Here is a 13,659-nt window from a genome sequence, read left to right as displayed (position 1 = left end):
TTATTTGGTGAAGCGAGTTTACATGTTAATGATAACAACTCGCATTAAGGTTTACCAAACCACACGGGCTTTGTGATCAGGGCGCCACGGCAAGCATCACCCACAGGCGCAGGAGGGTGCCCCCTGCTCAGTAGCAAGCCCTCAGCGCCGCTTGCGGATGCCCACGCCCAGGGCTTCCTTCTGGCGTTCGATGCGGTCGCGGCGGCGCTGCTCCATCTTGTCCATGGCGCGGCGCTTGGTGTAGCCCGAGGAATCGGCCCAGGCCCACCACAGCGCAGCCAGCGCAAACGGCGCACCGATCAGGTACCAGCTCCAGGTGGCGACAAAGCCGATCTCCAGGTATTTGAGCAGCAACAGGATCAGGCCCAGGCCCAGAAAATACATCACGCACTCCGATGTGAGGATTGACCAACACCTGCCTCCACGACCGGAGGCAAGACCCCTACAATTCCCGAATCACAATGTAACGCAACCCACGGACACGAGACGATCATGAAGCGCACCCTGTTCACCCTTGCCGCCACCCTCGCCTTCGCAGCACCGGCCATGGCCGACCTGGCTCTGGCCACCTCCAAGAACTGCATGGCCTGCCATGCGGTGGACAAGAAAGTGGTGGGCCCGGCTTACAAGGACGTGGCTGCCAAGTACGCCGGCCAGAAAGATGCCGTGGACAAGCTGAGCGCCAAGATCCTCAAGGGCGGCTCGGGTGTGTGGGGCCCCGTGCCCATGCCCGCCAACACCCAGGTCAACGAGGCGGAAGCCAAGAAGTTGGCCGCCTGGGTTCTGACCCAGAAGTGATGGGCTTGCCTGGCCCGCAAGCCAGGTCTTGCCCCGCAGCGCCAAGGCCTCGGGGACGGCGGCTCAGGGTCGGCGGTACAGGCGACCGCGATCGGCAGCCCCCGCCAGGTTCTCGTAGGTGTATTCGAGCCCGACTCTCAGCACATTGTTGCGGACCGTGCTGCCGCCCCCCACCGTGGTGAGGCGGTCGCGCGAGCCATCGGCGTAAAGCCGCCAGCCCGGGGCCACCGAGTAATCGATGCTGCCCCCGAGGCGGTTGATGTGGGTGTCGGGCAGGCCGGCTGCGGCATTGAAGCCCGGCCTGTTCTGCTGCTGCTCATGCGAGCCGATGAGGCGAAAACGCGTGAACTCAGAGAAACGCCAACCCACGCTGGCCCGCATCGCCGTTGACAGGTAATACAGCACATTGGGAGTGGTGGAGTCGTAGATCTGCCGCACCCACTCCACATCGAACCGGGTCTTGGGGGAGTATTGATACGCCACCCGGGCATGGCCCAGCAGATGCTGGAAATCGCTTTGCTGCAAGGTGTTGTACGAGCGGTCCAGCCAGTTCAGACGCAGGGCGGCTGTGGTGAAGGGGCTGTACACCCAGGTCATGTCGACAAAATGCTGGTGATCGCTGTAACGGTCATCCAGCGAGGCCACGTCGGCGGCGCCACGATGGGGGTAGTCCACATCGCTGTACCGGGCACCGGCGGTCAAGACCGAGCCCAGGGTCGAGGTGTAGCGCAAGGCCAGCTGGGCCCCGGTCTCGTTGCGGTCCAGGTATTGGTTGATGGCACTTTCGTGGCGCAGCGAAGACCGGTCGAAACCGAGCGGCAGATCCAGATCGGGCGTGATCCGCACCGCGACTTCAGACGAGGTCACGCGCTGGGTCTGCACATCGCGGCTGACCAGCACCGCATTGAGAGGCTGGTAGAGGGTTTGATCCGTGCGGTAGCCCAGCCGCCCTTTGAGCCATTGATCCCCCTCCCAGACCAGCCGCGCATCCAGTTGCTGCGGTCGGTAGTTCAACTGGGGCATCTGACTGTAGTCACGCCGGCCCGTGCCCGCGGTGATCTCCAGGCGGGTCCGGTCTGACAGCAAGGGGGCGACCATGGCCAGGCGGGCATCGACCGACAGAATGCTGTCCGAGGTGGCGTCTCGCTTGAGCAGGTCCGGCGCAGAGGAGCCCACCGGCAGGCGCAGCGGGTTGCTCTCGGTGGCCCACGATGAATCCAGCTGCAGTGCCAACTCCACCACCGCATGGGCTGGCGAGCAGACCCACAACGGAGCCAGCCCGGCCAGCATGGCCAGACGCAACACACCCCCAGGCCTCCTGGCGGGGCTGGGCACACACGGCAGTGCTGAACTTGAAACGATGGGCATCCCGAATGGACCGGCTGGGTGAACGGCACCACGCCGTCTGTCATTGATCTTCGACAGCATTATCAATCCATGGCGCCGCCTGCGGGGCTCATGGCCGCGACGGATCCAGACGATCAAGGATCTGCTGCATGCGCCGGGATTCAGCCGCCTCGGACAGCTCGGTCCAGGTGTGCTCCAGCGCGGCACGCCCGATGCGCTGACGCAGTGCCTCGTCGCTCCAGAGGGCTTCGATGGCGTCGGCCATGGCCTGCGGGTCTGCCGCAGGCACCAGCAGGGTCTGAACCCCGTCAGTGGCCATGTCTTCCGTGCCGGGACAACGCGTGGCCACGGTGGCGCGCCCGAACATCATGGCCTCGACCAGGGTCACCTGGCCAGAGGCGGTCTGCACGTTTTCGATCGGCACCACATTGACGGTGGCCCGCTGGCACAGCTCGTGGCACTGGCGCAGGCTCAGCTGGGTCAAGACTTCGACCTGCGGGGGAATCCGCAGCCCCTCGAGGTTGCGCAGCGGCGCCACCACCACCGTGCGGTAGCCCAGGCGCTCGACCGCCGCAAAGAAGGTGCCCCAATCGCGGTTGGCCGTGCCCATCGCCAGCACAAAGGGTTGCTCACGCTCTTCCGGGAGCCAGGACTGGGTCACACCGATGCCGAAAGGGACGAACTCGAAACGTGATTCAGGCAGCCTGAGCCACTGGCTGTAGGTCCGGCATTCGTGGCGGGAGTGCACCACGAAGACATCGACCGCGCTCAGCATGAAGCGGCCAGCGCGCTGCTGCATGCCTTCGTACAAGGCGCCGAGGTTGAAGTTCCAGGCCACCACAGGGCCGGCATGGCGGGTCACCTTCTTGAGCAGGCCGCAGGTGCCGGCGAGCTGCGGAAAGGACGTGATCATGCCGTCGTGTCGCTCCATCTCGCGCCAGCCCCGGGCGGTATGCCCGAAGTAATCGAGCCAGTCATGCCGGGACGCGCGCGCGCGCAGGCGGTCGTGCTGATAGCCTGCCGGAATGATGTTGAACTGGTGACCCTGAACCTTGTCCGTGAGCCAGGTCTGGTCGCGCGTTTGCAGGAAGGGGGTGAGGACGTGCCACTTCATAGGATCTGAACTTGGGGCCAGGGTCTTGGGGAGGGCGCGGTGCCCACAAAACGAAGAGGTGAAGCGGGGAGGTGAAGCGGGACGGTGGCCGCCAACCAGGCACTCCCCCAGGAATGTCGGTCGACATGGTAACCGGCGTCATCGCGCGCACCGTGAAGCACCCGAGATTTTCGGAGGCCGTGGCCCACAAGCAATTCACGCTTTGGTGGATATCGGCCTGCGCAGCGGCCGCCTGCGCTCGGGAACGCGGGTCACACTCGTTATGATGCCCTGGGTTCAGCTTGCAGCCCGCGCCTTCTTCATGCCGAAGCCAGGTGCATCGGACCGCACGCTGCCCTCACAGCCACGACGGCCTCTTCCAGCTCACCGAACCGCCATGCTTGTCAGCATCTGCATCTGCACCTTCAAACGCCCTGCCCTGCTGGCCCAGACCCTGGCGGGCGTTGCCCGCCTGGCCCTGGGTGAACACCCGCCGGCCGTCGAGGTGATCGTGATCGACAACGATCCCGGCCACAGTGCGGCCCCGGTGCTGCAGGCCTGGCAGCCGCCACCGGGCTGGAGCTTTCAGTACCACCAGTCTCCCGTGCCCAACATCGCGCTGGCGCGCAATGCAGCCGTCGCCCACGCCAGCGGTGACTGGATTGCCATGGTGGACGACGATGAGGTGCCGGAGTCCGACTGGTTGCTTCAGTTGCTGAGCCTGCAACAAAGCTCGGGCGCCGACATGATTGCGGGCCCGGTGGTGCCGCAGTACTACCCGCAGACGCCCGAGTGGGTGAAGCAAGGCCGCTTTTTCGAGGTTCGACGCTTCAAGAGCGGCACCCCCATCACCGAGGGTGAAGGCGGCACCTGCAACCTGCTGGTGCGGGCAGCCTGCCTGAAGGAGCTGACCGGCCCCTTTGATGTTCGCTTCGGTCGCACCGGCGGCGAAGACAGCCTGATGCTGCGCGAACTGAGAAAGCGCGGCTACCGCTATGTCTGGTGCGACGAAGCGGTGGTGAAGGAGTTCGTGCACGTGGAAAGGGCCACGGCCAAGTGGATGATCAAGCGCTCATTCCGCATGGGGCAGGCCTTCATCCGCAGCCAGATCTGCGATCTGGAAGGCTGGCCCTGGTTGAAGCGCGCCGGCTACCTGATCGGTCGGGCGGCCATCCAGTTGCCGATCAGCCTGCTGCTGGCCCTGGCCTGGTTGCCGTGCTCACGCGCACGGGCCTTTCGCTGGGTGCGCACCGCCGTCGTGCAACTGGGCAAGCTGACCAGCCTGTCGCCCTTCCAGTACATCGAATACAGCGGCAACTGAGCCGATGAGCGACTGAGCGCCCCGGCCCCGGCTCATCGCTTGGTCTTGACCCAGCCCGATCGGCGTCCGATCAGGTAGGCCAGGTAGATCGGGATCTTGCCCAGCACGTACAGGGGCATGATCAGCAGTTCGCGGGCGCTCAACAGTTCGCGCCCATGGCGCACCCAGGTGATGCCGATGGCCAGGAACAGACTCAGCGCCGCCACCGCCAACAGCAGCGCCGCCCCCCCCAGCACCGGCCAGAGCCAGGCAGCCACCGCACTCAGGGCCAGGCTCACGGACAACACCAGCGCGTACAGGGCCACGGGGGGGATCATCAGGTCCAGCATCAGCACCAGCAGGTCCAGCCGCCAGGTGCGAAACACCACCTTGGCCAGGCGTGGCAGGTCTTCGCGCAGCACCTTGAGGTGTCCGTGCTCCCAGCGGGTCTTCTGCGCCTTGGCGACCTCGGACTGAAGCGGGAAATCGCTGGTCACCCGGACACCGGGTAAAAAGCGGGGGGTGTGCCCGGCGATCGCCAGGCTGATGCCCATTTCCATGTCTTCCGCGATGTGGCCGGTGGCCAGCTTCACCGTGGACATCAAAGACCAGGGCAAGGCCATGCCGGTGCCCGACAAATGACAGACCTGGGCCAGCGCGTTCGAGCCCATGGGGCGCACCAGGTTCTTCATCAAGGCCGCAAATTCGAGCACCCTCATCTTCAGCGCGGCCCCCGGGCCGGCGATCATGAGGTTGAGCATCTGGACCGGCCGCCCCGTGCTGTGACACAGGCGGGTGATCCGGGGCAAGGCCTGCTCGGACAAGATGCAATCGGCGTCCACCACCACCACCACGTCGGGCGGATCAGCCCTCAGATGGGCCACCCCGAAGGCCAACGCAAATCCTTTGCCGCGGCGTGTGGTGTCGTGGCGCTCGATCACCTCCACCCCGGTCTGCCGGGCCAGCTCCGCCGTGTCATCGCTGCAGTTGTCGGCGATCAGCACGATGCGGTCCCCGGGCGCCGCCTGGCTCTTCAGGCAGGCCAGGGTCGGCAGCACATGGATCGATTCGTTGTGGGCAGGGACCAGCACGGCCACGCGTGCACCGGCCGGCGACACCTGCGACGGATCATCCACCGCCTGCTTGCCGCCCCGGCAAGAAGCCAGCGTCAGCAACAGCAGCGAAAACGCCGGCAAGCCCAGCGGCAAGACGACGACCAGCGCCAGAAGAAACAGTAATTCAGTCATGCAACAGCCATGGGTTGTCCAGTTTCCCGATCCACACCACCGGGGCGCGAAACGCCAACGATCTTAACCAGCCTTTGCGACAGGGCTGGTGGCCCGACTGTGGAGAAGTGGACGTACCGGCCCATGCATAATCCTTCGGGCGAAGGGCCCTGGTGGCAGAGGCCCGTGCTGTCGCATCCATCCGCAACCCATTGAACCCATGCCCACCGTTCACACACCGCCCTCCTGTGCCCTGAACGCCGAGGCGTTCCTGAACCTGGCATGCCTGCGTGGCCCAAGCATGGGCCTGTGGCGCGGCCTGCTTCGGGCCGGGCTGGCCGGCCTGCTTGCCGGCATGACCGTGCTGGCCTGGGCCAACGGCCCCAAGAGCAAGGCGCCGCCGTCCGCCACACCCCCGAAAACCCATCTTGATCTGCAGCAGGTGCCGCTGGCGCAGCGCGCGGGCGTGCTGGCCCAGGCCCTGGGCAAGCCGCGACGCATGCTGGTGGGCGTGGGGGCCACCGAGCCCGCCGCGGTGCTGGGCCAGAACGTTTCACCCGATCTGTACGACCGCTACATCGTGGGCGTGGGCAAAGGCGCCTGGCCCGACTGGAACCAGCCCAAGGGGGCCTACCTGGACATCGTGATCCAGGACGCCGAGATGGTGGGCGCGGTGCCCATGTTCACCCTTTACCAGATGGCCGCACGCGGCGACGGCAACCTCAGCGGGCTGACCGACCCGGCCTTCATGGGCCCTTACTGGCAACAGGTGCACCTGCTGTTCGAGAAGCTTGGGCGCTACGGCAAACCCGTGGTGGTCAACCTGGAGCCCGACTTCTGGGGCTACGCCCAACAGGCCCAGGCCGACCCGCAACGCATGGCGGCCCTGGTGAGCCTCAACCCCGACTGCGCGCAGCTTCCCGACAACGTGGTGGGCCTGGCCAAGTGCCTGCTGCGGGTGGCGCGCACGCTGGCACCACAGGCCTATGTGGGGTTTCCGCCCTCCTTGTGGATTGCCCTCACCCACACCGAACTGAGCTACATGCTCAAGCTGGGCGCCAACCAGGCCGACTTTGTGGTGATGCAGACCCTGGACCGCGATGCCGGCTGCATGGAGGCGCAACACCACGCTCATGAATGCAGCCGCAACGAGCCCCCCTGGTACTGGGATGAGTCCAACACCAGCAGCCCCAACTTCAAGCAGCACCTGGCCCGCGCACGGTATTACTTTGACGGCCTGCAACTGCCCTTGTTGTGGTGGCAGACCCCGATGGGTGTTCCGGCCAGCCAGCCCAGCAAGGCGCCGCCCTGGCGCGACAACCGGGTGAAGTATTTCCTGACCCACCCCGAGGAGCTGGTGGCAGCTGGCGCACTGGGCGTGGTTTTCGGGCCTGGAGAACGCAACCAGACCTCGATGCGGACCGATGGCGGGCAGTTCAAGACCTTGTCCAAGGCCTACCTGCTCAAACCGGCACCGCTGCCCTGAGCAAGCCACTGCATCGACCCGCATGCCCACTTTCAATCCGCAGCCCTCTGCCCTGCCGCCCCGTGCGGACCACCGCGGCAGCCCGAGCCCGTCGACGCCAGCGCCGATCACCCACGTGGAAGAATGGCTGGCTGCGCTGCTGCTGGTGCTGACCCTCAGCTGGTCCATGCTGCCATCGGGCCTGTCCTGGAATTTCAACCGACTCGGCGAGGACCTGACCGGTGGGAGCGTGGTGGTGCAATTGCAATGGACCAGTCTTTTCGTGCTGGCAGGCGCCCTGTGCCTCTTCCGCTTCGAAAAGTTCCAGCAGGTGATCTTCGGGCTCAACCCCTTCCTGGTCGCCATTTTGCTGTTCAGCCTGGCCAACGCCAGTTGGTCGGTGCTGCCCATCGTCACGCTCAAGAAGGTAGTGCAACTGATCGGGCTGCTGATGATTGCCGTGGCCCTGCAGGTGACGGAGATGAGCCGCACGCGAGGGCTCAAACTGGCCTTTGGCACCCTGCTCGCGGTTCAGGTCGCCTCGGTGCTGGCCGTGCTGCTGGTGCCCGACATCGCCATCGAGTACACGGGCATGGCCGACGGGGCCTGGGAGGGCGGTGCCTGGCGTGGCGTGACCGACCAGAAGAACATGTACGGCACCGTGACCGCCTATGCCACGTTCATGTGGGTCTGCCTTTTCGCGTCACCCAAGAACCGGATCAGCCCGCTGCTGTTTCTCGTGGTGCTGGGCTTTTGCGGCTTCAACCTCCTGATGACCAAAAGCACGACCAGTCTGCTGATGGCCACCCTGAGCTCTGGCCTGTTCATTCTGCTGCGACGCAAGTACGTGGCGGATGACTTCGTCTTCGCACGTGCCTTTCTGATCGTCGGGGGCCTGGTGCTGATCTACCTGCATGTGTTGTATGTGGTGCAGGGGCGCTTGCCCACGTGGGATGAGTTCTTCAAGCCGGTGGCCGATTTGCTGGGCAAGCGAACCGACATCAGCGGGCGCTTCGACATCTGGGGCATGGTGCTGGAAGAAATCGACAAGCATCCCTGGTTGGGGGTGGGTTTCGGTGCCTTCTGGATGGGAACCGGCAGCGCCTCACAAAGCATCATCGACCGGCTTTACTGGCTGCCCTTTCAGGCTCACAACGGCTACCTGGACATTTACAACGAGCTCGGAATCATCGGCCTGGCCCTGTTTGCGGGCTTCATACTGGCCCATGTGATCACCCTGTTCCGCCTGTCCCGGTTCAGCCGCGAATCATCGGCCTTCCATGGTGCGCTGCTGCTGACGGTGATGGCCCACAACGTCACCGAGAGCACGCTGTTTCACGGCCTCAACCTGCTGTTCATCCTGGTGGTGTTTTCTTCGGTGGCGGCCACGACGCAATTGCGCCGCTTCCGGCAGCGTGAGGCTGAGGCACAGGCCTGACGGGCCTGTCAGGCCGCCGCAGGACCAGGCGTGGGTGGCGCCTCGCGCTGGATGCGCCGCCAGTGGCGCCAGATCAGCACCGTCATCACGGCTGTGTCGAAGGTCTCCATGACGATCAGGGCCAGCACGGCGCCCATCGCACCCCAGCGTGGAATCAGCACACTGGCGATCACCCCCATCAGCGACACCACCACGCAGGCCTCGATGAAGAGTTGGCGGAATGCACCGATCGAGGCCATCCAGGTGCCTGCGATGTTGCGTGGCACCGTGACCAGAAAAAACACGCCCCAGGCCCAGACCAGAGGATGGACCCCCTGGTACTTGGCACTCAGCACATGGGATTCAAGCCAGGGAAACGCCAGCATCAGCATCGTGAGGTACACGACAGTGAGCAACTCGATGGCCCCCAGCGATGCCCAGGTCAGGCGATTGAGGCCCGGCCAATCATGGGCCCCCAGCATGCGACCCGCCACCGGACGGGCCACCCGGGACCAGGCCACCACCATCAAGCCGACCGGAACCAGTGGCAGTCGTGCTGCACTGACGTCCGCCGTGGCCTGGACCCCCGACATCGCCGAGGTCAGGTAAAGAAAGCCGTAGCTGCCCAGCCAGGCCACCGCCGTTCCAGGCACAGCCCACTTGCCCTTGTCCCAGATCTGGGCAAGCGTGTGGCGCCACGGTGGCTCAGCCCCATCGGCAGCATCGGCGGATTCAGCTATGGGTCCACGGCCCAACAGACCGGCCAGCACATTGGCCAGGCTCAACGCGCCCAGCACAGTCGATGCGCCCAGGTGATCGGACCACCAGAGCAGCCCCCCGAGGCCCAGGGCGGCCAACACATAGGTGCCATCGCTGCGCAAGAGACTGCCCAGGTCCGACTCCATGTACCAGACCGAGCGCCTGAATTCACGCAAGGTCGAGGTGAAGACGTACAGGCCAAAGGCCAACCCGGCAGGCAAGGCGTCCAACTCGGGCAGGTTGCCATGCACCACCCAGCCGGCCCCGATGCCAAACAACAGCCCCAGGCCCAGGCCCGCCACCCATTGGAAGCGACGCAGGCGCCGCACCATCTGGGCCCGCTGGGTGGCGTTCATGTGGGCCGCCAGGGTCACCATGGGTGAGCCGATCAGCGCTTCCAGCACGCCCACGGCAAACAGGCTGGCCGCAAACAACTGCGAGTACAGCCCGTAGTCGCTCTTGGTTCCGAACCGGATCAAACACATGCCCACGGCGAAATTCAGGCCGCTGAGCAGCACCTGATCGACGATGGACAGAAGGGAGTTGGTCCAGAAAGGCTTTGAAACTGACAACGCGCGCCCCGTCAACGGCCACGCGCTGGGCCAAACCGCCAGGCCACCGGCCAGCGCATCCAGCGCCGACCTGAGCCCTCCGCACCGGGCTGACGCCCATCGAACCGGTTGTAGACCGTGCCGAAGATCCGCACCCCCACGTCCTGCATGGACTGCACGGTGGCCCGCAACTCGGCCACACGGGTCCGGTGCTCACGCCCCATGATCAAGGCCGCACCGACCTGGCGCGTGATCACCTTGCTGTCGGACGAGGCCATGGCCGCCGGCGTGTCCACCACGATCACATCCAGGTCCTTGGCCAGTTTGTCGATCAAGGCCGACAAATGAGGATCCTGCAGGATTTCCAGCGGATTGGGGGGCAAGGGCCCCGCGGGCAGCACATAGAGATTGGGCAACACCATCGTCATCACGTCGAGCGTGACGTCGCTGCGACCCGCCAGAACCCCGGACAGGCCCTTTTTGTTGTTCATGCTGAAGTAGGCATGCACCTTGGGCGAGCGGAAGTCTGCATCAATCAGCAAGGTACGCTTGCCCACCTGGGCAAACGAAAAGGCCAGATTGGCGGCCATGTAGGTGCGCCCTTCCCCCTCCCCCGGACTGACCACGGCCACCTTCAGTGGCGCCAGACCGCTGCCTTCGAGCAGGAGTTCGGAGCGGATGCGGCGGATGGATTCGGCCTCGGGGCTGTAGGGTGCGTTGGCGATCGGCAAGGGACAGGCGGGGTCCAGGCCGACGCGCAGGTTGGTCGCGGTCACATAGTTGAACTGATGCGCCAGCACCGCCTGGATGTCCTGCTCGGTCAGCAGATTCAACTGGCGCGCCGCTTCGCCAAAGCGCAGTTGGGACGTCTCCTGCAGGCGGATGATCTGTTCCACCTGGGCCCGCGACAGCTTGCCGGCCTGGATGAACAGCTCGCCCATGCGGTCACTGCTCAGAGCCGGAGGGACCGCAGCAGCGTGAGCGTCGAGAATCGGTTCAAGTTTCATGAGAACGCCTCAGACAGTGGACTGCCCGACCTGGCCAAAAATACGCAGGCCAAGACCGCGCTCCATGTCCTCCAGGCAGCGCAGCCGCCTGACCGTGACTTCCAGCACGAATGAAAGCCCCAGACCCAAGGCCAGGCCCACCAGAATGGCCATCAGCACGCTCTTGGTGATTTGCGGTTTCGAGTGCTTCAAAGGGGCTTCAGGCTTGCGCAAGACAGACAGGCTGGTGCCGTTCACGGTGCCCGACATCAGGATTTCGTCGAACTTGGCGACAGCGGTGTTGTACACCCGTTGGGTACTTTCCAATTGCCGCTGATAGGAGCTGATCACGTCACGGTGCCGCTTGGTCTCCAGCAATGCGCGTTGTTGTTCGTCAAAACTGCGTCCCAAGGCCCGCTCTTGATCCGCCAGGCGCATGCCCTCCAGGCGAATGCCTTGCAAGGCGGCCTTGGCTTCGCGCCGGAGGCGATCGACCAGCACCTCTCGTTCATCACGCAGGGCCACCAGCTTGGGGTGCATCTTGCCGTAAGTGGCCGACAGATCACTGATGCGCCGGTCCAGATCGGACAACCTCAGCTTGAGCTCGGCCACCCGCGGCTGCTGGGCGATCTCGGGCACATCGGGGATGTCATTGCCCGAATTGATCATCACATCCAGCGCACGCATGCGGGCTTCGTACTCCTGGCGTTGCGTGCGAATGCCCAGTTGCTTGCTCGACAGTTCCACCAGCTGGCGCGAGCGGTTGTCCAGACGCTCATCGGCATCCACGATCTGGGCTTTTTGCTGGTATTCGGTGAGTTTCTGCTGAATACCGTCGATCTCGTTGCGCAGCAGTTGGAGCTGGGCGTTGTATTGCTCGGTCCGAGCCCGGGCAGGTGCCACGCTGATTTCACTGTTGATGTCCGCGTAGGCCTTGATCAAGGCCTCCAGAAAGGCGCGGGCCATCTCCGGGGATCGATCGGAGTATTGAAGCTCGACAATGCGGCTGGTTCGGCGCAATTGGATGTCCAGGCTCTTGAGCACCCGTTCACGCAGCAATTGCAGGCTCTTCTCAGCGCCCGGGGCCTGCATGAGGTGCAGACTGTCGATCACCCGGTCCACCACCTCGTTGCTGTGGATGATGTCGACCTGGGTTTGCAGGTAGGTTTCGTCCAGTACAGCCGGAAACTGCCTGCCGCTGATCGGGTCGTTCACCCGGAATTCAATGAACAACTCGGCCGACGCGGTGTAGGTCTTGGGAATCAGGAACACCGCCACGCCGGTGATCAGCACGGTCACCAGGGTCACGATCAGAATCGTCGGCAGGCGATACCGCAGCATCGCCCCGAGCTGATTCAGGGTCAATCCAACCGGATAGGAATTCAAAAAATCCTCTCCTTCACATAAATCACATCGCCATCCAGGATCGGATCCGTCAGGCGCGGCGAGAAATCTTGTGCGCCAGTGCCTTCCGACTTGCGGTGAATATTGATCCGGCCCATGGACCCCCGCTCGGTCACCCCACCGCTGATGGACAAGGCCCGCATGACATCCAGATCCGGCTCCATGGGATAGCTGCCGGGACGCCGCACCTCGCCATGGATGTAGAAGAACTTCTGCTGCCCGACATAGACCATGTCGTCATGGTTCAGAGGCATGTCCAGGGGACTGCGATCCGGGCTGGCCACGCGATCAAGGCGGATGGGGATGCGCACCGCCGGCGCCGCCGAGCCGCCCTCGCCCTTGCGCAGCAGCACCACCACGGTGTCGGCCTTGGGCGTCAGCCCCCCGGCGACAGCCAGCAGGTCCAACACCGTGAAGCGCCCCTGAATCGGGTAGCGCCCCGGACGCACCACCTCGCCAAGCACTGAAACGGCTTGGCTGCGGTTCTGCCGCACCGTGACAGACACCTCGGGTTGCAACAGGTACTGGCGCTCGCGTAGCCTTTGGGCGATGACTTTCTCGACCTCTGAAGGGGCCATGCCCGCGATGCGGATCAGACCGATCAAGGGCAAGGTCACCTCGCCCCCGTCAGTGACCGAGACCTCCGCAGACATGTCGGGCTGGCCGAAGACCGTCACCTGCAACAGATCGCCGGGCCCCACGCTCAGAACGCCCGTCGCAGGGCTTGAATCCGCCGCGGCGGGTGCGTTCGCCTTGGGCGGCGCGGATTTGGCAGCCGACACCGGCGCGGGAGAGCGGGCGGGCGACAGGGGCGCCGGCGCTTTGCCCGGCACCGCCTGCACCTGCGCGTCCGCACCATTCCAACCCATGTCGAACGGCAAATTGGAGACCATCGGCGTCGCAAAAGCGAGTGCCTGACAGGCCAGCCATGCCAGGCACACAGGCCAGCGCATGTTTCTCAGCAGACGACGAATCGGCACATTCATTCAGATAAATCCATTCAAGATGGAAACAAAAATCTCGACTGGAGACGCGCGGATCAAATGGCCAGGCAATGGAGCCCAACATGGAGAGCTGGCCATCGGATTTTCCTGGCACAAAATGACCCGGATCCCCGATGCGCGAATGGGTGGGGACGATCTTTTCCTGAACGCTTGATCTGTCCAAAATTGTAGTCGTCAACGGCAGACAGCGCCCGGTATTTGCCACCACCACTCCTATCGCCATGCCGATGGCCCCCTGTTCAAGCCTTCGCCAAAGGTAAAAAGAGCACAGAGCACAGAGCAGCGCAATATCGCAGGCTCTGGATCACG

At 64.3% G+C, this 13,659-nt stretch carries 12 protein-coding genes; 4 read left to right on the top strand and 8 right to left on the bottom strand.

Annotated features, from left to right (window positions below; all coding sequences use genetic code 11):
• Positions 1-141: 141 nt before the first annotated feature.
• Positions 142-384, bottom strand: coding sequence for a TIGR04438 family Trp-rich protein (locus tag L880_RS0110580; protein ID WP_027475654.1), 243 nt, complete (start codon positions 382-384; stop codon positions 142-144).
• A gap of 108 nt (positions 385-492) precedes the next feature.
• Between L880_RS0110580 and L880_RS0110575 the strand changes: the two genes are divergently transcribed.
• Positions 493-798 carry a c-type cytochrome gene (locus tag L880_RS0110575; protein ID WP_027475653.1) on the top strand — a complete coding sequence of 102 codons (306 nt, stop codon included), beginning with the start codon at positions 493-495 and terminating at the stop codon, positions 796-798.
• Between the two features lie 63 nt (positions 799-861).
• On the opposite strand, the gene L880_RS0110570 is transcribed toward L880_RS0110575, so the two are convergent.
• Both L880_RS0110570 and L880_RS32190 read right to left on the bottom strand, forming a co-directional pair.
• Positions 862-2,103 carry a hypothetical protein gene (locus tag L880_RS0110570; protein ID WP_027475652.1) on the bottom strand — a complete coding sequence of 414 codons (1,242 nt, stop codon included), beginning with the start codon at positions 2,101-2,103 and terminating at the stop codon, positions 862-864.
• A gap of 151 nt (positions 2,104-2,254) precedes the next feature.
• The gene (locus tag L880_RS32190; RefSeq protein WP_051443225.1) at positions 2,255-3,259 is read right to left on the bottom strand and encodes a glycosyltransferase family 4 protein; all 1,005 of its coding nucleotides are present in this window, start codon (positions 3,257-3,259) and stop codon (positions 2,255-2,257) included.
• Between the two features lie 376 nt (positions 3,260-3,635).
• Between L880_RS32190 and L880_RS0110560 the strand changes: the two genes are divergently transcribed.
• Positions 3,636-4,559 carry a glycosyltransferase family 2 protein gene (locus L880_RS0110560; protein ID WP_027475651.1) on the top strand — a complete coding sequence of 308 codons (924 nt, stop codon included), beginning with the start codon at positions 3,636-3,638 and terminating at the stop codon, positions 4,557-4,559.
• Positions 4,560-4,591: 32 nt separating this feature from the next.
• On the opposite strand, the gene L880_RS0110555 is transcribed toward L880_RS0110560, so the two are convergent.
• Positions 4,592-5,785 carry a glycosyltransferase family 2 protein gene (locus L880_RS0110555; RefSeq protein ID WP_027475650.1) on the bottom strand — a complete coding sequence of 398 codons (1,194 nt, stop codon included), beginning with the start codon at positions 5,783-5,785 and terminating at the stop codon, positions 4,592-4,594.
• A gap of 199 nt (positions 5,786-5,984) precedes the next feature.
• On the opposite strand from L880_RS0110555, the gene L880_RS32185 reads away from it, so the two are divergent.
• Both L880_RS32185 and L880_RS0110545 read left to right on the top strand, forming a co-directional pair.
• The gene (locus tag L880_RS32185) at positions 5,985-7,250 is read left to right on the top strand and encodes a hypothetical protein (RefSeq protein ID WP_051443224.1); all 1,266 of its coding nucleotides are present in this window, start codon (positions 5,985-5,987) and stop codon (positions 7,248-7,250) included.
• A 22-nt stretch (positions 7,251-7,272) separates the two neighbouring features.
• On the top strand, positions 7,273-8,667 hold the full coding sequence (locus L880_RS0110545) for an O-antigen ligase family protein (RefSeq protein WP_027475649.1): 1,395 nt from the start codon (positions 7,273-7,275) through the stop codon (positions 8,665-8,667).
• A gap of 8 nt (positions 8,668-8,675) precedes the next feature.
• Here the strand turns inward: L880_RS0110545 and L880_RS32180 are convergent, their stop codons facing one another.
• The 4 genes from L880_RS32180 to L880_RS32170 are packed head-to-tail and all read right to left on the bottom strand — an operon-like array spanning position 8,676 to position 13,332.
• Positions 8,676-9,977, bottom strand: coding sequence for a lipopolysaccharide biosynthesis protein (locus L880_RS32180; RefSeq protein WP_157462787.1), 1,302 nt, complete (start codon positions 9,975-9,977; stop codon positions 8,676-8,678).
• An 11-nt stretch (positions 9,978-9,988) separates the two neighbouring features.
• Positions 9,989-10,963, bottom strand: a complete 975-nt coding sequence (locus L880_RS32175) for a polysaccharide biosynthesis tyrosine autokinase (protein WP_051443222.1) — start codon at positions 10,961-10,963, stop codon at positions 9,989-9,991.
• 9 nt (positions 10,964-10,972) lie between these two features.
• On the bottom strand, positions 10,973-12,328 hold the full coding sequence (locus tag L880_RS0110530; RefSeq protein WP_027475648.1) for a Wzz/FepE/Etk N-terminal domain-containing protein: 1,356 nt from the start codon (positions 12,326-12,328) through the stop codon (positions 10,973-10,975).
• On the bottom strand, positions 12,325-13,332 hold the full coding sequence (locus tag L880_RS32170; protein WP_245615071.1) for an SLBB domain-containing protein: 1,008 nt from the start codon (positions 13,330-13,332) through the stop codon (positions 12,325-12,327). Before L880_RS32170 ends, L880_RS0110530 begins: the two co-directional genes overlap by 4 nt.
• Between the last annotated feature and the right edge of the window lie 327 nt (positions 13,333-13,659).

The sequence above is a fragment of the Curvibacter gracilis ATCC BAA-807 genome, assembly GCF_000518645.1.
GTDB classification, from domain to species: Bacteria; Pseudomonadota; Gammaproteobacteria; order Burkholderiales; family Burkholderiaceae_C; genus Curvibacter; species Curvibacter gracilis.
The sequence above is the reverse complement of the archived record's forward strand: the minus strand, read 5'-3'. Positions and strand labels throughout refer to the sequence as shown.